Annotated in this window: 18 protein-coding genes; 12 read left to right on the top strand and 6 right to left on the bottom strand. The window is 39.2% G+C overall.

The genetic code is table 11. From position 1 onward, the window contains the following. The first annotated feature begins 509 nt into the window (after positions 1–509). From AC0L3W_RS08220 to tldD, 8 genes are all read left to right on the top strand, one after another. Positions 510–1,547 carry a rod shape-determining protein gene (locus tag AC0L3W_RS08220; protein WP_113819585.1) on the top strand — a complete coding sequence of 346 codons (1,038 nt, stop codon included), beginning with the start codon at positions 510–512 and terminating at the stop codon, positions 1,545–1,547. Positions 1,548–1,597: 50 nt separating this feature from the next. Beyond that, entirely contained in the window at positions 1,598–2,479 is an 882-nt protein-coding gene (gene mreC / locus AC0L3W_RS08215; protein WP_290039794.1) for a rod shape-determining protein MreC, read from the top strand. After that, the gene (gene mreD / locus AC0L3W_RS08210; RefSeq protein WP_290039793.1) at positions 2,463–2,945 is read left to right on the top strand and encodes a rod shape-determining protein MreD; all 483 of its coding nucleotides are present in this window, start codon (positions 2,463–2,465) and stop codon (positions 2,943–2,945) included. Before mreC ends, mreD begins: the two co-directional genes overlap by 17 nt. Further along, a complete protein-coding gene (locus AC0L3W_RS08205) occupies positions 2,945–3,514 on the top strand; it encodes a Maf family protein (protein ID WP_290039792.1) in 570 nt (189 codons plus the stop codon). Before mreD ends, AC0L3W_RS08205 begins: the two co-directional genes overlap by 1 nt. A 1-nt stretch (position 3,515) precedes the next feature. Further along, entirely contained in the window at positions 3,516–4,988 is a 1,473-nt protein-coding gene (gene rng, locus AC0L3W_RS08200) for a ribonuclease G (RefSeq protein ID WP_290039791.1), read from the top strand. 139 nt (positions 4,989–5,127) lie between these two features. Next, positions 5,128–9,108 (top strand): YhdP family protein, encoded by a 3,981-nt coding sequence (locus tag AC0L3W_RS08195; RefSeq protein ID WP_409439204.1) that lies wholly within the window; start codon positions 5,128–5,130, stop codon positions 9,106–9,108. 4 nt (positions 9,109–9,112) lie between these two features. Continuing rightward, a complete protein-coding gene (locus tag AC0L3W_RS08190) occupies positions 9,113–9,976 on the top strand; it encodes a carbon-nitrogen hydrolase family protein (RefSeq protein ID WP_290039789.1) in 864 nt (287 codons plus the stop codon). Positions 9,977–9,985: 9 nt separating this feature from the next. After that, positions 9,986–11,431 carry a metalloprotease TldD gene (gene tldD / locus AC0L3W_RS08185; protein WP_409439205.1) on the top strand — a complete coding sequence of 482 codons (1,446 nt, stop codon included), beginning with the start codon at positions 9,986–9,988 and terminating at the stop codon, positions 11,429–11,431. A gap of 83 nt (positions 11,432–11,514) precedes the next feature. Here tldD and yjgA read toward each other — a convergent pair whose 3' ends face one another. Next, a complete protein-coding gene (gene yjgA / locus AC0L3W_RS08180; protein ID WP_290039787.1) occupies positions 11,515–12,024 on the bottom strand; it encodes a ribosome biogenesis factor YjgA in 510 nt (169 codons plus the stop codon). 124 nt (positions 12,025–12,148) lie between these two features. On the opposite strand from yjgA, the gene pmbA reads away from it, so the two are divergent. Then, on the top strand, positions 12,149–13,474 hold the full coding sequence (pmbA, locus tag AC0L3W_RS08175) for a metalloprotease PmbA (RefSeq protein ID WP_409439206.1): 1,326 nt from the start codon (positions 12,149–12,151) through the stop codon (positions 13,472–13,474). 103 nt (positions 13,475–13,577) lie between these two features. Here pmbA and AC0L3W_RS08170 read toward each other — a convergent pair whose 3' ends face one another. From AC0L3W_RS08170 to rsfS, 5 genes are read right to left on the bottom strand one after another with little or no spacing between them, the layout of a single operon-like run. Further along, positions 13,578–14,411 (bottom strand): septal ring lytic transglycosylase RlpA family protein, encoded by an 834-nt coding sequence (locus AC0L3W_RS08170; RefSeq protein WP_409439207.1) that lies wholly within the window; start codon positions 14,409–14,411, stop codon positions 13,578–13,580. 4 nt (positions 14,412–14,415) lie between these two features. Further along, entirely contained in the window at positions 14,416–15,519 is a 1,104-nt protein-coding gene (gene rodA, locus AC0L3W_RS08165; RefSeq protein WP_290039784.1) for a rod shape-determining protein RodA, read from the bottom strand. Between the two features lie 2 nt (positions 15,520–15,521). Continuing rightward, positions 15,522–17,420 carry a penicillin-binding protein 2 gene (gene mrdA / locus AC0L3W_RS08160; RefSeq protein WP_409439208.1) on the bottom strand — a complete coding sequence of 633 codons (1,899 nt, stop codon included), beginning with the start codon at positions 17,418–17,420 and terminating at the stop codon, positions 15,522–15,524. Next, positions 17,421–17,891: a 23S rRNA (pseudouridine(1915)-N(3))-methyltransferase RlmH gene (gene rlmH, locus AC0L3W_RS08155; protein WP_290039782.1), complete on the bottom strand. Its 471-nt coding sequence runs from the start codon at positions 17,889–17,891 to the stop codon at positions 17,421–17,423. Further along, positions 17,891–18,217, bottom strand: a complete 327-nt coding sequence (rsfS, locus tag AC0L3W_RS08150; protein WP_290039781.1) for a ribosome silencing factor — start codon at positions 18,215–18,217, stop codon at positions 17,891–17,893. The genes rlmH and rsfS overlap by 1 nt, the downstream gene beginning before the upstream one ends. Before the next feature lie 116 nt (positions 18,218–18,333). Here rsfS and AC0L3W_RS08145 point away from each other — a divergent pair, with 116 nt between their 5' ends. Genes AC0L3W_RS08145 through rsmH form a run of 3 tightly spaced genes read left to right on the top strand, consistent with a single transcriptional unit; the run spans position 18,334 to position 19,925 of the window. Beyond that, the gene (locus AC0L3W_RS08145; protein ID WP_290039780.1) at positions 18,334–18,510 is read left to right on the top strand and encodes a hypothetical protein; all 177 of its coding nucleotides are present in this window, start codon (positions 18,334–18,336) and stop codon (positions 18,508–18,510) included. A gap of 6 nt (positions 18,511–18,516) precedes the next feature. Next, a complete protein-coding gene (gene mraZ, locus AC0L3W_RS08140) occupies positions 18,517–18,978 on the top strand; it encodes a division/cell wall cluster transcriptional repressor MraZ (protein WP_290039779.1) in 462 nt (153 codons plus the stop codon). Beyond that, on the top strand, positions 18,978–19,925 hold the full coding sequence (gene rsmH, locus AC0L3W_RS08135) for a 16S rRNA (cytosine(1402)-N(4))-methyltransferase RsmH (protein ID WP_290039778.1): 948 nt from the start codon (positions 18,978–18,980) through the stop codon (positions 19,923–19,925). Before mraZ ends, rsmH begins: the two co-directional genes overlap by 1 nt.

The raw sequence follows: 19,925 nt of genomic DNA, 5'->3' as shown, positions 1-19,925 counted from the left end.
GTAGGTTTTTTTATAACTAAACATTCACTTAAAAGAAGAAACTATTTGTGCTTCTTTGTGTCTGCTTAGTTAATACCAACCAGACTAATTAACGGAGCTAATTTACTTGTTAAAATAACTTATTTCTTCGTTGTAAATTTCGTAAAGAGAACCATCACCCAAGAATTAATCTCCTTTTTGTTAATTCTCCGGCAGACGATTAACGAAGTTAATTTTCGAAAGGCTCAATTTAAGCCTTGAACTAAGTTATTTTTTCTATGCAAAATTTAGCGCGCTTATTTATTATAATTGGTATAAGTGTACCGACAGGTATATTCAGCTTTTTGTTGGTTGAAAAATAAGCTGATAGTTAAATGTTATCTTGGTAATCCTTTGACGGTAATCAAAATAACTAATTTGCGCTCGCTAATGCTAGTAAAAGCAAGCTTTTCACTTTCTTTTCTTGCTGTATTTTTAGCGGGTTGGTAGAGTACGCGAATTACTTTTATTCGCTTCTTTTGGAAATATTCATGTTTAAAATGTTCCGCGGTATGTTTTCTAACGATTTATCAATCGATTTAGGAACTGCAAATACCCTTATTTATGTAAAAGACCAAGGTATAGTCTTGGATGAGCCTTCTGTAGTTGCAATTCGAATGGATAAAAATGGCAAAAGGGTTGCCGCTGTAGGTAGTGCTGCAAAGCAGATGTTAGGTAAAACGCCTGGCAACATTCAAGCAATTCGTCCAATGAAAGACGGTGTCATTGCTGACTTCTATATCACTGAAAAAATGTTACAACATTTTATCAAACAAGTGCATAACAATAGCTTTATGCGTCCTAGCCCTCGTGTTTTAGTTTGTGTGCCTTGTGGCTCTACACAAGTCGAACGTCGTGCTATTCGTGAATCTGCAATGGGTGCTGGCGCACGCGATGTATTTTTAATTGATGAGCCAATGGCTGCAGCAATTGGTGCAGGCATGCCTGTCTCTGAAGCAAAAGGTTCAATGGTTGTTGATATCGGTGGTGGTACTACTGAAGTTGCTGTTATCTCATTAAATGGTATCGTTTATTCAGCCTCTGTTCGTATTGGTGGTGATAAATTTGATGAGGCTATTATCAATTATGTGCGTCGTAACTACGGTTGTACTATTGGTGAAATTACTGCTGAACGCATCAAACACAGTATTGCTATTGCTTATCCAATTGATGAAGTTAAAGAGATTGAAGTACGTGGTGTAAACGTTGCTGAAGGTGTTCCTCGCAGCTTTACATTAAACAGCAATGAAATCTTAGAAGCATTACAAGAGCCATTAAGCGGTATTGTTTCAGCTGTGATGTTAGCATTAGAGAAAACGCCACCAGAGCTTGCAGCTGATATCGCTGAGCAAGGTATGGTCCTAACAGGTGGTGGTGCATTATTATGCGAACTTGATCGTCTGTTGTCTGAAGAATCTGGCATCCCTGTGATTGTTGCTGATGATCCTCTTACCTGTGTTGCACGTGGTGGCGGTATGGCATTAGAGATGATCGATACACATGGTGGTGATGTCTTTAACGGAGATTGATATCAATTAACGCAGGTTGATTCCTGCGTTAACATTCAATAGAAACCCCCATGAAACCAATTTTTACCCGCGGTCCTTCCTTCGTACTTAGGCTATCCATTGTGATAGCCTGTTGTATCGGTTTGATGATCGCTGACAGTCAGTTCAATTTATTCTCTTCGGCTCGTGTTTATTTAAATTCGATCGTTTCACCTATCCAATATGTTGCCGATGCGCCACAGAAAATATTCAGTTCATTTTCTGAAAACATCATGACAAGACAAGCGTTAGTCGATCGTAATCAACAATTAGAAAAAGACAATTTACACTTAAAAGCAGATCGCCTTTTATTAGGACAGTTACAAAGTGAAAATAAACAACTTCGCCAACTATTAAATTCTGAAAGGCAGTTTAAATACAAACGTATGATTACTGAAGTGATGAGTTTACGCTCTGACCCATTTACGCATCAATTATTAATTGATAAAGGCGCATTGAATGGTGTGTATTTAGGACAACCTGTGATCAATGAGCAGGGTGTAGTTGGGCAAGTGTCACAAGTGGGTAGTACCACTAGCCGAGTTGTGTTAATTGTCGATGCAACACATGGTATACCGGTGCGAGTTCAACGTAATGATGTGATTGCTGTCGTACATGGTAGTGGCGCTTGGGATCAACTTAAGGTGCCTTTTGTACAAAGTAATGCAGATATCAAAGAGGGTGACTTATTAGTAACCTCTGGTTTAGGCGGACGTTTTCCTGCAGGTTATCCGGTGGCTAAAATTAGCCGTTTTGATTACCAAGAAGGTGAGTTGTATGCCACAGTTACGGCGACACCTGTTGCGGACCTAGATAGAAGCCGTTATTTACTCCTACTATGGAATGATGACCCATTAGCCGATGCTGATTTAACGTTAGATTCTCCGGAAGAATTCGATGCCCCTGCTGAATAGTTATAGAGTTATCTACCTCACTTTCTTTGTTTGCTTGGTGGCGGATATTTTTCCGTTACCGATCATGTTTAATGCATTTCGTCCTAATTGGATGATTTTAGTGATTTTCTATTGGATTATTGCGTTACCGCATAGAGTGAACATTGGGCATGCTTTTATACTGGGTTTGATACTTGACCTGTTATTAGGCTCAACATTAGGAACCCATGGTTTATTGTTTTCTTTATTGGCGTATTTAACCAGTATCAATTTCCAACGTTTTCGTAATTTTACCTTAGTGCAGACTACTTTATTATTAGGTGTCTTTATCTTTATTGCGAAATTAGGTTTGTATTGGATAGCCTCCAGCATGCAAGAGATTGTGTTACATCGACCTTATTTCTGGTCAATTTTTACCTCCATGTTGATTTGGCCTTGGTTCTTTCTATTTATGCGCTACTTGCGCGTTCGTTATAAGGTGAGTTAATGCCATTTAAACTGTTTTTAGCATCAGGTTCACCGCGCCGCGGTGAATTGTTGTCACAAATTAATGTTGAGTATCAACGTATTAAAGCGGGTATTGATGAAACTCAGCAGGTGGCAGAAAGTGCCGAGCATTATGTGCAACGTTTAGCTTTGGAAAAAGCCTTAGCGGGTTTGCTTAATAATCAGCAGCAGGGCGTGGTGTTAGGTGCGGATACGATTGTGGTGTGTGATGGTATTGTGATGGAGAAACCACAGGACAAACTGCATGCACAACAGATGATGCATTTGTTATCGGGTAATACACATCAAGTCTTGACGGCCGTTGCGTTAGTCACGGCACAACAACAAGCGGTTAAGTTAGTAACTACCGATGTGACATTTAAAATCCTCTCGGATCAAGAAATTTCAGACTATTGGGATACTGGTGAGCCAAAAGATAAAGCTGGTGGTTACGGTATTCAAGGAATTGCAGGGCAATTCGTCACCCATATTTCGGGTAGTTATAGTGCAGTGGTAGGGTTACCCCTTTACGAAACAGCACAACTTATTAAACGCTTTGAAGAGGCTTAACATGTCTGTTGAATTATTAATGAATATTACCCCCACAGAAACGCGTGTTGCGTTAATTGAAGGTGGTGTTTTACAAGAGTTACATATAGAGCGTCAAGTAAGTAAAGGTATTGCTGGTAATATCTACAAAGGTAAAGTGACCCGCGTATTACCTGGGATGCAGGCTGCATTTGTTGACATTGGTTTAGAAAAAGCTGCCTTTTTACATGCATCTGATATCGATTTACATGCGGAATGTTTTACTGGACCGGAAAAAGAAAAATTTAAAGTTGCTGATATTTCAACCTTAGTAAGGCCTGGACAAAATATCATTGTGCAAGTTGTAAAAGATCCGCTAGGTACAAAAGGCGCGCGTTTAACTACGGATATTACTTTACCCTCACGATATTTAGTGTTTATGCCTGACACCAAACATGTTGGGGTATCACAGCGCATTGAAAGTGCTGAAGAGCGAGAGCGTTTAAAGGAGATCACACAATCTTGTGTTGATGACCTTGGTGGTTTTATCATTCGTACTGCAGCGGAAGGGGCTCCTGAAGCTGAATTAAGAAATGATGCGGCTTTTTTACAGCGTGTTTGGCGTAAAGTCATCACACGTAAACAGCGTACGCAATCTAAGAATAAGATGTTATATCAAGATTTAGGGTTGGCATTTCGTATTTTGCGAGACTTTGTAGGCAACGAAATAGATCGAGTACGTATCGATTCGAAATTGAGCTTTAAAGAGTTATCTAAATTCAGTGCCGATTTTGTGCCTGAGTTGGAAGGCAAGATTGAATACTATGCTGGTGAAAGCCCAATATTTGATCTGTTTGATGTAGAAAATGAAGTGCAACGTGCCTTAAATCGTAAAGTGGAATTAAAATCTGGCGGGTATTTGATTATTGATCAAACGGAAGCTATGACCACTGTAGATATTAATACCGGTGCATTTGTTGGCCATCGCAATCTTGAAGAGACTATTTTCAATACCAATATTGAAGCGACTTTAGCGATTGCTCGCCAATTAAGGTTACGTAATCTAGGCGGTATAATCATACTCGACTTTATCGATATGAAATTGCTAGAGCATCGTCGCCGAGTATTTAATAGCTTAGAGCAAGCATTGGCAAAAGATCGCGTAAAGACCCATATTAACGATTTCTCGCCATTAGGTTTGATTGAAATGACGCGTAAGCGTACTCACGAAAGTCTTGAGCATATTTTCTGTGGTGAGTGCAAAACCTGTAATGGTCGCGGTTATGTGAAAACTGTCGAGACAGTATGTTATGAGATATTACGTGAAATATTACGTGTAGACCGTGCTTATTCTGCTGAGCGTTTTGCTGTATATGCATCAGTGGCGGTTGCAGAGGCGCTGAAAGGTGATGAATCCTATAATTTAGGTGAGTTAATCGTGTTTATGCAGAAGCGTGTGGAAATTCATGCTGAGCCGCTGTATGGACCAGAGCAGTTTGATGTGGTGATGATCTAATAGACTCCTCTGAGGTGATTGCTTTTATCGAAAAGCGTATTAAGATTGATAGCTAGCTTAATCGTTAATAATAGTGCGTCACTACTGGCTTGACCGCCACTTGTTATACAGTAAAAGGATGGTAAATGGGTTCTCATTTTTGAAACATTTTACATTAAGATGTTTAAAATGCTTGATAGTCTTGCTGGTGGTGACTTTAATTGTCTTAGCGGTATTATTAACCGCTGCCCGTTTTGCAATTAATGGAGTCGAAGACTATAAAGCACAACTTGTTGAGTGGGTTGCTGCAGAGCACGATATTAATGTCGATGCCGATAAAGTTTCAGCAGGGATCGACTTCTCCGGTCTAGTGCTGACCTTAAATAATGTCACCTTCACTGAAACCGATGTTTTACCCTTCGAATTAAAAATTAATAACCTATTTTTACATTTAGATTTTTTAGAAAGTTTACAAAAGCAACAGCTGATCTTTAATGATATCTCGATCAAGGGTGCTGATTTATTGCTTAAATCGGCGTTAGATGTCGAACGCATTGGTCAGTTATCAACTTCCGAGTCTGATGAAGCTGGATCTCAGGGCACCTTAGCCTCTTTGAAAAATATCCTGCTACTCCGATTAAGCTCTTTTTCTATTACCGAAAGTCGTATTCGTTTTACTGACCACCTCTATAACCAAAAAACTATTCTAATCCAGGATTTGAGCTGGTTAAATGACGGTCAGCAACATCAAGGTGTTGGTAAAGCGTCATTGCCTAATACGCTAGGTGAGAATACTCTAGAGTTTATTATTGATGTTACTGGTGATGCTGAAGGCACTCCTGATAACTTAGTAGGGCGCTTGTATGCTCAAGCAGAGAACCTTAATGCCACTGAGTATTTAAAACCACAGATTAACCCGTTAGCCGACCTTACTTCTGCCGTTGTGTCGTTTCGTTTATGGAGTGATTTTGATGTTAATGGTTTTAAGAATATGCAATTGCACTGGGACAACTCCGAAATCGCTTGGACATTGTTAGGTGAATCTGAAAGTTGGCAAATTAATGATGGTTTATTTCAGTTTAGCTATGACGACCAGCATTGGTTGTTTGATAGTTATGATTTAAATATTACCCATAACTATACACCGTTAAATGATGTGAATATTGCAGGTCATGGTGATATTGGTCGTTTTGGTCAGTTTGATCTTAAGGGGATTAATATTAATGCGATTACTCCCTTTGGTTTATTATTTTCATCCCTTTCTGAACAGCAGATTAACTATGTTGCTGATTTAGAGTTAGGCGGTAAATTGAGTAAATTGGATATGCATTTTAACCCCATTGGGCAAATGACGGTGAGTGCACATATTGATGATTTTAGTAATCAAGCTCACGATATAATCCCTGGGGTGAGCAATGCGAATATTAAGGTGACTGCTGACCAAGATAGTGGTCATGCATCGATTCTACTTGATCCACAACGTATTACTTTTGATGGACAATTTAATCGTTCAATGCCTTTACAAAAAGCTGATATTGACCTGCATTGGAAAGTTAATTCCACTGGCGTCACTTTAGCCAGCAATCAATTTCTTCTTGATACTGATGACTTGAAAAGCACCACGCAATTTTCACTTTTTTTACCAAATAACAGTGATGATTTAGTATCTCCAAGTGATCCTAATACAACTGAAAATGAACAAGCATCCAGCCCTTATTTACGCCTTTATTCTTACGCCTCTTTAAATGATGCAAGTAAGGCTCAACATTACTTTCCAGTGAAAGCAATGGGTAAAGATGTCTTCAGTTATTTACAGTCAGCGATTCAACAAGGCTCTGCAGATGGTGCGAAAGTGTTGTGGAATGGCCCTTTAAATGCATACCCATTTAAACAACAAGAGGGTATTTTCCAAGCTTTTATCCCAATCAAAAATGCCCAGTATGATTTTTTTGAAGAATGGCAAGGTTTGTATGATTTAGATCTAGACTTGTTATTTGAAAATGACTCATTACTGATGGAAAGTGAGAAAGCTAAACTGGGCAGCATGAAGGTTGATAAATTGTCAGCTAAGATTGCTACTCTGTCTAGTAATGGCGGTATAAATATTGAAGCCGATATCGACCAAAAAGCAGACTCTATTATGCAGTACCTGCTTAAATCACCGATTAAAGATAGCCTAACGCAAGTCGCCGATACCTTACAGATTCAGGATAACTTACAAGGTAAGTTAACGTTAAATATTCCATTTTCTACAGATAACGGTCAAACACAAGTTAAAGGTCAATTTAACCTTGATGGCAATGATGTCAATATTAAGCTTAGTGATGAAACAAATCTGTTACTAGAAAATACGCAGGGTAGCTTTAGTTTTACTGATGAGAATTTTACAGGTGATGGGTTAACAGCAAAATTATTTGATCAACCGGTCAATTTTTCATTTTCTAGTAATGAAAATGACAGTAAATATCAATTATTGGTCAGTTTATTTGGTCAATGGGACATGAGTAAATTAAGCCGTGAACAACCCTCATTGCTGCCTTTACAACTAAGTGGTAATTTAGATTGGCAAGGCCAAGTTAATTTCAGTCAACAGCAAGATAAGTATAAATTTGGTGTTTACCTTACATCTCCTCTACAGGGCACTAAAATTAACCTGCCTGCACCTTACAATAAAAATGCGCTGCAGTCTTGGCCGACTAAAGTTAACGTCAACGGTGATGCAGATGGTATTCGTTGGGATGCGTTAATTTCAAATAAATTAAAATCAGCGGGTGAATTGTATTACCCAGACCAACAAACAAAGCTTAAATACTTTTATCTCGGCTTAGGTAATGACTTAAATTTACCTATTGATAAAAGTAAGCAAATCGTTCGTATTAATGAATCTCGAGTGAACCTAACGCCTTGGGTTAGTGTAATTAAAGAACACTTACAAGCTAAGCAAGGTACAGATGATAGTAATACATTATTTAATCTCGATCATCTTTATCTAGATGTTAAGCATGCTGAATTATTCGAACAGCCTATTGTTAACTTGTCTACGGATTTACAACAGTCGGGTAAGAAGCTTGCCATTAATGTTAAAGGCGATGATCTATTAGCAAATTTGGAGTACCGTAAAGGCGTCCCTGATCGATATGATATCAATATTCAAAAGATGAACTTTCAATCTTTAGATATGGATGCATTAAAAGATTCTTTTGTACAACAAGAGTCAGCAACTTTAGTTGAACCTAGCGATAACTTACGCCTAGACTACCCTGAGGTGTTTTTAGAGTGCGTCGTGTGTATTTATAATCAAATGTCCTTCTCTCCATTGAAAGCACATGTATTCCCAAGTAAGTCCCGTTACAACATCGATTATGTACAACTCGGGGAAGAGCAACAAGCGACTAATATTTCAGGAGTATGGGATCAACGCCGCACTAATATTATTTTTGATGCCAAGGGCAGTAGCCAAACAAATATTGTGCGCCGTTTAGGTTATAAAAGCCCAATGAATTACCAAGAAAGTGAAGTGAATGGCGCTTTAAACTGGGTTGGTGCACCATGGCAATTTAACTTTGATTCGTTGAATGGTGATTTGACCGTGGATGTTGAAGATGGCCAAATCACGGAAGTGGATGATAAAGGCGCTCGACTACTAAGCTTTTTAAGTTTGGATGCGATTCGTCGCAGTCTAAATATTGAATTCGACAATGTATTCTCTAAAGGTTTAGGGTTCGATACCATGTCGTTATCGGCTACCATCACTAATGGTATTTTTAAAAATGATGATTACTTCTTAGATGGCTCTGCGGGTAAAATTTCGGGAACGGGTTTAATTGATTTACCTAACCTGAATGTTAATTATCGTTTCAGTTATAGCCCGGCAGTGACTTCTAGTTTACCGGTGTTAGCTGCCTTTGCTATTAACCCATTAACCGGTGCAGCAGTATTGATGTTGACTAAAATTTTGGAGCCTGTAGTCGATACTATTGTTCGTGTTGATTTTTCAGCTAAAGGACCTATTTCTGACCCTAAAATAACCATTGAAGATAGATTAAAAGGCTCAGTTAAATTACAAAATAGTGAAGTATTAGAAAAATTAGAAGATAACCAAGCTAACAATACAACTAACAGCAGCTCTGTTAAGGAGTAATGAGATGAGTAATGATAGTCAAGCTTGCAAGTTAACCGCGGTTCAAATTATTAGCAGTGACTGCATTGAACATAATTTTGAGCAAGTAATAGAACAACTTGATGCGTTAAATTTAGATTCGGGAGTGAATCACTTAGTTTTATTACCTGAAAACGCATTATGCTTTGGTAGCCGAGATAATTATTTATTAAAAGCTGAAACGCTAGGTGATGGTAATGTGCAACACCGTTTATCTGAATTGGCTAAAACCTATTCATGCACCTTGATTTGCGGCAGTTTCCCGATTAAAAGCGAGCAACAAGATAAAATTTACACCACCTGCTTAGTGTATTCTCCACAGGGCCTGCTACTAGAGCATTATCATAAGATACATTTGTTTGACGCGGATGTAGAAGATGCACAGGGCGCTTACAGAGAATCGGATACCTTTATTCCTGGGGAGCAGGTTAAGGTCGTGGATTGTGGTTTTGCTAAAGTTGGTTTAGCAATATGTTATGATTTACGTTTTCCAGGATTATTCCAGCAGCTCAGAGAACAGGGTGCTGAGATTATTATCTTACCTGCGGCCTTTACCCAAGTGACGGGAGAAGCGCATTGGCAAGCGTTATTACAAGCACGTGCCATAGAAACACAATGTTATATGCTAGCGGCTAACCAAGGTGGAGTGCACTTTGTACATCAGCCAGAGCATGCAACCCGTTATACCTATGGACACTCAATGATTGTAGATGCTTGGGGAATGCTTGTTGCGCAATTAACAACTGGCAATGGCTCGGTACAAGCGGATTTTTCATTACAAGATGTTAATCAAATTAGAAAGAAAATGCCGGTACAGCAACACAATCGATTTAATAGTATTTATAAATAAGGATCTTTAATGTCTTTTGAACAAGTCGTAAACAATTTTTTAGCCCCTGCGGAGATGCAAATTAGTGATCTCGAATCACAGCTTAGTCAGATATCGGGAGCACAAATTGATTACGCAGATTTTTATTTTCAAGCCAGCCGACATGAGTCTTGGTTATTAGAAGACGGTATTGTTAAAGAAGGCAGTTATAACATTGAGAAAGGGGTCGGTATCCGTGCTGTTTCTGGTGAAAAAACTGGCTTTGCTTATTCTGATCATATTTCTAAAAGTGCTATTGCTGAAGCTGCAAATGCTGCGAAAAGTATTGCTAACTCAGGTCAAGAAAAAAGCGTTAAGTTGATTATGCCATCGGCACAGCCGCTTTATTATGGTTCTGCTGACCCTTTACAAAGCATGAGTCGTGATAAAAAGATCGAACTGCTAAAGCAAGTTGATAGTTTTGCGCGTGCTTTAGATCCTGCAGTGACTGAAGTAACAGTGTCATTAAATGCTGTTTACGAAGAGATCTTAGTCGCGGCCAACGATGGTACTTTAGCATCGGATGTGCGTCCTTTAATTCGCTTTAGTTGCTCTGTGTTAATTGAAAAGAACGGTAAACGTGAACGTGGCAGCGCTGGTGGTGGTGGTCGATTTGACCTTGACTACTTCACTGATACGCAAGAAGGTGAATTAAAAGCGTTTGGTTATGCTCGCCAGGCTGTACGACAAGCATTAATCAATATTGAAGCGATTGCGGCACCTGCTGGAGCAATGCCTGTGATTGTAGGTGCTGGTTGGCCTGGTGTACTATTGCATGAAGCAGTGGGGCATGGGTTAGAAGGTGACTTCAATCGTAAGGGGTCTTCGGCATTTTCAGGTAAAATCGGTCAACAGGTTGCTTCTAAACACTGTACGGTTATTGATGATGGTAGTATTGCAGACCGCCGTGGTTCGGTTAATATCGATGATGAAGGGACTAAAGGTCAACGTAATGTATTGATCGAAAATGGTATTTTAAAAGGGTACATGCAGGATAAATTAAATGCGCGTTTAATGGGAGTCGACCCAACCGGAAACGGACGTCGTGAATCTTATGCTCATTTACCAATGCCACGTATGACTAATACCTTTATGTTAAATGGTGAATACCAACATGAAGAGTTAATCGAAAGTGTTAAAAAAGGTATCTACGCACCTAATTTTGGTGGTGGTCAAGTGGATATTACCTCGGGTAAATTTGTGTTCTCAGCCTCTGAAGCTTACTTGATTGAAGATGGTAAAATTACCGCGCCAATTAAAGGTGCTACCTTAATTGGTAATGGCTTTGATGCAATGCAGAAAATCTCAATGGTTGCGAATAATATGTGTTTAGACCCAGGCGTAGGTGTTTGTGGTAAAGAAGGGCAGAGCTTGCCAGTGGGAGTGGGTCAACCATCATTGAAAATTGATCAATTAACCGTAGGCGGAACGAATTAAACAGTATCTATAAAATATACCTATAAAAAAGCCAGAATAATGATGATTCTGGCTTTTTTGGTTAAGGCGTAAAGTTGGTATCACTATAAACAGTTAGTTTTTAAGTAGACAAATAACTCTTTGGCTGTTTTAGCTGGTTTTTCTAATTTCTTCTCTTTATTGGCTTGACGTACTAACTGGCGTAGCTTTTGACGTTCAAGTTGCGGGTACATCTCTAGGGCATCATTGATTTTTGGATCGCCCAGTTCAATCATCTGTTCTGTTAACAACTCTAGGTGAGCAATTGCATGGGTACGTTTACGGTTGTTATCATTTAAGATATCTAATTTAGCCGTGATTTTTTCCATGTCTTCAGTACGTAACACTTTGCCTATGTATTGTAACTGTCGGCGTAATGCTTCATGTTTGTTAGCAATTTTATGAGCTACTTTGATACCTTCCATTAAGGTATCGCTTGCCGGAATTTGTGCAAGTTGCTTAGCATTTAATGCCACAAGTTGACGACCAATATCCTTTAAAGCTTCTGCTTCACGTTTAATTTGCGACTTACTGATCTCTTCTTCTTCGAGTATTTCTTCAACTTTTTTATTCATAGCTTTTGGTTTATCACGTTAGGGATTAAATAATTATGCGCATCATAACATCATCACAAGATGCTTACCTTAATCCATGTTATTATTTCTTATCTTAAATTTATTTACCTTGTGGTGCTTGAACATGATTGAACAGAAACAGTTGCTAGAGAAAGCCGTGAATACGGCGCTTAATATTGCCAATGATTTAGGGGTGAGCCAAGCTGAAGTCGCTTTAGGAAAAAGTGCTGGTATTTCAGTTAACACTCGTTTAGGTGAAGTTGAGAATATTGAGTTTAATCATGATGGTGCAATGGGGATTAGCGTTTATGTTGATCATCGTAAAGGGAGTGCTTCTACAGCAGATTTAAGTGAGGAAGCGATTGCTGCAAGTGTAAAAGCAGCTGTGGATATTGCGAAGTACACCAGCCAAGACCCATATGCAGGTTTATTAGATAAACAACTGTTAGAAACTCACCCACTTGATTTAGACCTTTACCATCCAAGTGATAAAAATACCGACCAATTATTAGCATTAGCAAAACAATGTGAAGATATTGCGTTAAATACTGACAAACGTATTGTTAACTCCGATGGTGCTGGCATGAACAGCCATACTAGCTTACAGGTATACGGTAACAGTAATGGTTTTTTAGAGAGTTATGCGAGTAGTCGTCATAGTTTAAGCTGTGTATTAATTGCACAGGAAAACGATGAGATGCAACGTGATTACAGTTACACCAGCGCGCGTGATATTAATGATCTGTATTCTGCACAATGGGTAGCGGAACAAGCGGTAAGTCGAACCGTTGATCGCCTAGGTGCTCGTAAGATTGCAACACAAGAAAGCCCTGTAGTTTTTTGTCCGGAAATGGCAAGTGGGTTATTTGGTCACTTAGTGAGTGCAATTAGTGGTGCAAGTCTTTACAAAAAATCTTCTTTCTTATTAGACTCTATTGATACTCAAGTATTCCCTGATTGGATGTCGATCACTGAAGACCCGCATATTGTTAAAGGTATTGCGAGCTCGCCTTTTGATAGCGAAGGTGGACGCACTGTAAAACGAAATATTATTGATAATGGTTTCTTACAAACGTATTTATTAACAGGTTATGCTGCACGTAAAATGGGCTTACAAAGCACTGGTCACGCTGGTGGTATTCATAACTGGTTTGTTAAAAGTAACGGCTTAGATTTAGCGGGTATTTTGAAAGAGATGGGGACTGGTTTATACGTGACTGAATTAATGGGACAAGGTGTGAACATGGTAACCGGAGATTACTCTCGTGGTGCGGCAGGTTTCTGGGTAGAAAATGGTGTGATCAGTTATCCTGTGCATGAGATCACTATTGCAGGTAATTTGAAAGAGATGTTCATGGATATCAGTGCAATTGGCTCTAATACAGACCCAAGAAGTAGTTTAAAAACGGGTTCAATCTTAATTAAGAAGATGAAAATAGCAGGCGAATAGGTCTTGTTATTCATTATACAGAATATTAAAAAATCCCAATGTGAGTGATAACATTGGGATTTTTTCTAGGTAATAAGCGCCGTGAGATAACTTAGCGGTTAAGTTATTTAGTGTGGATTATGTAGGCTTTTTCATATTCATCACGAATCTCTGACAGGAGTCTATCTGCTTTACTTTGGCTACTTAATGGGCCAACTCTTAGATAATACAGATCACCTTTTTGTTCAAAGTAAGTCATGACATGATATTTGTGTGTTGCTTTTTGGGTAAGTAATTCGGCTTTTTCTGGGCTCGAAGTTACTAGGTATTGAATACTATAATTTCCATTCACTGCTTCACTTTGTTCTTCATAAAGCGTTGAAGTGTCTGTTTCTTCAGGGAAATGCAGAAGCTTGATTTCAACTTGTCCAGTTCCTGCTTTAATAATGTCTAATTTGTTCGCAGCCGCATAAGAAAGGTCGATGATACGTCCTTCATGGAAAGGACCTCGGTCATTCACTCGTACAATGATTTGTTTATTGTTTTCTAAATTAGTGACTTGCACATAACTAGGCAATGGTAAATTTTTATGTGCGGCACTCATAGAGAACATATTGTAACGTTCGCCGTTAGAGGTTAAGTGCCCATGAAACTTATTACCGTACCAAGAGGCCCCGCCACGTTGTGTCAATTTGGTAATATCACGCCATACTTCATAATCAACACCACGCACTGTGTAATCTTTATTACCACCACGTGAGTAAGGTTCATAACGTGGCACCGCATCTTCAACATTATCTAATGGTGGGATCTCTGTGGGTGCATGATCTTGACTGTATTGGTATCGACCATTTGCCGTATCTTGATTATAAGTATCATCGGATTTTTGTGTTTCATTACTACTACATGCTGCTAAAAATAGGGTGACGAAACAGAGTGTGACCAGGTGTTTTATCATATAACTACCGTTTTATATTAAATCGTTTATGCGTATGGATGGACATTAAAATACCAAACCCTGCAAGTAAAGTTACAATCGAGGTACCACCAAAGCTAACTATCGGCAATGGCACACCTACTACAGGTAATAAGCCACTCACCATGCCTATATTTACAAAAACATAAACAAAGAAGGTTAGTGTGATACTACCTGCGATCAGTTTAGTAAAAGCATCTTGTGCTTGATTCGCAATGATCAAACCACGTGTTATTAGGAAAATATAGATACTTAACAACAGTAGGACACCAACAAATCCAAATTCTTCGGAAAAAACTGAAAAAATAAAATCAGTATGGCGTTCAGGTAAAAATTCTAGTTGTGATTGTGTTCCATGCATCCAACCTTTACCCCAAAGTCCGCCTGAACCGATTGCGATTTTTGATTGGATAATATGATAACCCGCACCCAGTGGATCGGCTTCTGGATTTAATAGAGTTAATACACGCCCTCGTTGATAATCGAGCATTAAGAAGAACCACAGAATAGGAATAAAAGCTAATACTGCAGCAACAGCTAGGCCAATATATATCCAAGAAACACCCGATAAAAATAGGACAAATATACCGGAAGATGCAACCAAAATTGAGGTGCCTAAGTCAGGCTGTTTAGCGATTAACAAAGTTGGGATAACTACTATTAGTAGGGCAATAAAGGCTTGTTTAAAGCGTGTAGGCATGGTGAATTGACTAACATAATAGGCTACCATCAATGGCATGATCAGCTTCATTATTTCCGAAGGCTGGAACTTGGTAAACCCTAAATCTAACCAACGTTGTGCTCCTTTACCAGTATGCCCAATAACCAATACTGCAATTAATAATAAAACACTGACTAGGAAGATAGCGGGGGTCCAACGTTGATACCATTCAGGCGGTATTTGTGCGATAAAAATCATCACTGTAAGGGCTATCGCCAAACGAGTAACTTGACGATATAACATATCCAAACCACCCACCGAATATAATACAGTTAAGCTGATACTCATTAAGGCAAATAGACCCAACAGAAGATAAGGGTCGATATGTAAACGGTAAAAAATGCTTTTTTGAGCTTGAGTACTAACCATATTTACTGATCCGTTGGAGAGGTGGTTGGTATAGATGAAACTTGTTCTTGTGCTTTAAAGTATTCATCAAACAGTGCACGAGCAATTGGGGCTGCGTTGGTACTACCGCCACCCGCATTCTCTAGCACGACAGTCGCAACAATTTCAGGTGACTCAAAAGGTGCAAAGGCAATAAACATTGCATTATCACGATGACGCTCGCTGATTTTGTCTGCATCATAAACTTCATCTTCTTTAATGTTAATTACCTGTGCTGTACCTGATTTACCAGCAACGGTATAAGGCGCATCACCAAATGTACGATATGCAGTACCACGTCGCTTACTGGTTACACCTTGCATCGCTTCTAATGCAATATTCCAGTAGCGTTCACTGGCCAGCGTTACTTTTTTACTGGTATCGTATTCAGGTGTGACTGTTTCATCAGCTGAAATGATCGACTGTAAAATATGTGGTTTAATGTTATCACCACGTCTCGCTAACATTGCTGTCGCTTTGGTTAATTGAATTGGTGTTACTGTCCAGTAACCCTGACCAATACCGATAGAGATGGTATCACCGTCATACCAAGGTTGATTAAAGCGCTCACGCTTCCAATCACGAGATGGCATGATCGCTTTAGTCTCTTCAGCAAGATCTAACCCACTGTATTCACCAAAACCAAATAAACGCATAAACGGTTCTATACGATCTATTCCTAATTTATAAGAGGTATCATAGAAAAAGGTATCACAGCTCTGTTCAATAGCATGAAATACATCAACTAAACCATGACCCCAACGTTTCCAGTCACGAAAACGGCGTTTTGAGTTTGGTACAATCCACCAACCTGGATCGTATATTTTAGTTTCTTCAGTGATCACTTTTTCATCTAAGGCTAATAATGCCATTTGTGGTTTGATCGTTGAAGCTGGCGGGTAGCGTCCCTGAGTTGCTCGATTGATTAATGGACGATCACGAGATTCTAATAATGCCTGGTATTTCTTTTGGCTTATCCCTGTAACAAACAGGTTAGGATCGTAACTTGGTGCTGACACTAGGCTTAAAATTGCACCAGTTTTGGCTTCCATTAAAATAATGCTACCACGGTTATCACCTAATAGCTCTTGCGCTTTAAGTTGTAAGTTAATATCGATATTAAGTTTAATATCTTTACCTGGCGTCGGGGCAGTAAAGCTTAAAGTGCGAATCACTTTACCCCAGCTATCAACCTCTACTTGGCGTTGTCCTGGTTGACCATGCAAAATATCCTCGTAATATTTTTCAATACCTAATTTACCAATGTAGTGAGTACCTTGGTATCGTGCTCGTTCACCTTTTGCTTCAATTTTTTCTAAATCACGGTTATTGATTTTGGCAATGTAGCCTAAAACATGGGTAAAGGCGTTACCAAACGGGTAATAACGTTTTAAACTGGCTTGGATCGAAAAGCCTTTAAAAAGATGTTGGTTAACCGTAAACAGTGCCACTTCTTCAGGCGTCAGTTGATCGCGTATGGTGATCGCTTTAAAAGATCGAGAGTAACGGTTACTTTTGTTAAATTTCTCGATTTCATCATCGGTTAAGGAGAGGAGTTTGGTTAAGCGTTTAATATCATTTTTTAAGTCATTTGCTTTATTAGCAATAACTTGCAGGCTATATACAGGGCGGTTCTCTGCTAAAATTACCCCATTTCTATCATAGATTAAACCACGATTGGGTGGGACAGTTTGAACGCTGATTCGGTTTGCATTGGAGCGAGTTTTATAAGTATCAAAGGAGTTAATTTGCAGGTAATACAAGTTAGTAAATAAAACAGCTACCGCAAGTAAGATCCCAAGAAAAACCACAATGGTTCTGCGCATAAAAAGGGCAGACTCAGCACTGTGGTTACGGATGCTATTACGTTTTCTTTTCACCATCTACTCTCTATGGTAAGGATGATTAATAGTTAGCGTAAACGCACGGTATAAGCTCTCTGCAACAATAATACGAACTAAGGGATGCGGTAATGTTAATGCAGAAAGTGACCAGCGTTGTTCAGATAATTTGATACATTCTGGAGCGAGTCCTTCAGGGCCGCCGATTAACAAACTAATGTTGCGCCCATCATGCTGCCATTTAGTCATTTCACTCGCTAATTGCTCGGTGGTCCACGATTTCCCTGTCACTTCCAGCGTGACAATTTTGTTACCTTTTGGGATCGCTTCTAAGGTTAGTTCACCTTCTTTTTTTAAAATGCGTTTAATGTCTGCATTTTTACCACGTTTACCTGCGTTAATTTCCAGTAACTCAAGTTGCATCTCTTTCGGGAAGCGTCGCGCGTATTCAAGATAACCTTTTTCAACCCAGTCAGGCATTTTAGTACCCACTGCAATTAGCTGAATTTTCATTATGCTGTTTCAGTCCATAACTTTTCTAATTGATAGAATTGGCGAGTCTCATCTTGCATTACATGCACTACAACATTACTCAAATCAATCAGTACCCATTCACTGCCTTCAATGCCTTCAACACCTAACGGTACTTCGCCAGCATTTTTTGCAGCCAGTGCTGTTTGCTCTGCAATTGAACGTACATGGCGTTTTGAAGTACCAGTACAGATGATTAATGTATCAGTCACATCAGAGATATCTGCAACATCAATGGTTACGATCTCTTTTGCTTTCATGTCTTCAAGTTGATTAATAATAAAGGCTTTTAATTGTTCGTCTTGCAAGGGAATTTCCTTCCGTATTTATTGATTAAATTGTAATAAGCCGCGGAGTATATCACGCAACTTATAAATTGGTCGCCTTTTGAGGTTAATTTCACATTTTTATTAACTGATAAACCATGCAAATAAAATGGATTACAGATAAAAGTGAGATCTATATCACTATTTTAAAAGATCCATCACTTGCAATAATATTGGAGTTTATTAGACTGGGTGGTCAAAAGTGGGGAAAAGTGTCGATTTGTGGATCTTTTTCTGAGAAAGTGGATCATTTACCCATCAAAAAATGGAATTGAATAATCATGTTGCGTGGTGCAAATGCAATAAATCTTGATACAAAAGGACGTATTGCGATTCCAACTCGGTATCGAGATTGGCTGACGGATAACTGTCAGGGTCAATTTGTGTGCACCATCGATTTTCAATCACAAAACTGTTTATTGCTTTACCCATTACATGAATGGTTATTGATAGAAAATAAACTACGCGGTTTATCCAGTACCAACCCACAGGAAAGACGTATACAACGCTTGATTCTAGGGCACGCTAGTGAGTGTGAATTGGATAAAAGTGGTCGTACTTTGATCGCTCCGACATTACGTCAGCATGCAAAATTAGATAAAAAAATAATGTTAGTAGGCCAATTGAATAAATTTGAAATTTGGGATGAGGAAGTGTGGCATCAACAAGTACAGCAAGATCTACAAAGTGATATGTCGTTAGGCATGGAATTAAGTGATTCTCTTAAGGAGTTCTCGTTCTAATGAGTGAGCATATAACCGTATTATTAGATGAAGCTGTTGATGGTTTAGCGATTAAACCTGATGGTATTTATGTTGATGGCACCTTTGGACGAGGCGGTCATTCTCGACATATCTTATCCAAGCTAGGGCCAAACGGAAGATTAATTGCAATCGATCGCGATCCGCGTGCGATTGCCACTGCCGAAGCATTGAAATTAGAAGATAGCCGTTTTGATATCGTTCACGGTCCTTTTTCTGGTATCGCTGATTACATTAAAGAGATGGGCTTAGCTGGAAAAATTGACGGTGTGTTATTAGATCTTGGCGTGTCATCACCACAATTAGATGATGCAGAGCGTGGTTTCAGCTTCATGCGTGACGGTCCGTTAGATATGCGTATGGATCCAACGTCAGGGATTAGCGCTGCGGATTGGTTAGCTAAAGCTGATGTTGATGATATTGGTTGGGCTTTAAAAACCTTTGGAGAAGAGAAGTTTGCTTACCGTATCGCTCGCGCAATTGTAGCGGATCGTGAAGAAACTCCTTTTACCCGTACGTTACAGTTAGCACAGTTAATTGAGCGCCTTTGTCCAAAGCGTGAGAAGAAAAAACATCCTGCTACACGCAGCTTCCAAGGGATACGCATCTATATTAATAGCGAATTAGAAGAGATTCATAAAGTACTGGATGGCGCGTTAGATATTTTAGCGATCGGTGGACAGCTTTCTGTGATCAGTTTCCATTCCTTGGAAGATCGCATTGTAAAACGCTTTATTCGCAAACAAGAAAAAGGGCCAGAGTATCCAGCAGGTTTACCGTTGACTGATGCACAAATGCAAGTAGGTAAAAACGTGAAATCAGTAGGGAAGGCGTTAAAACCAAGTGCCGCAGAAATTCAAGCAAACCCGAGATCGCGTAGCTCGGTGTTGCGTGTTGCTAAAAAACTTAGACAGCCAGAGGCAAACTAA

This window comes from Psychromonas sp. KJ10-5, assembly GCF_055808325.1.
The sequence above is the reverse complement of the archived record's forward strand: the minus strand, read 5'-3'. Positions and strand labels throughout refer to the sequence as shown.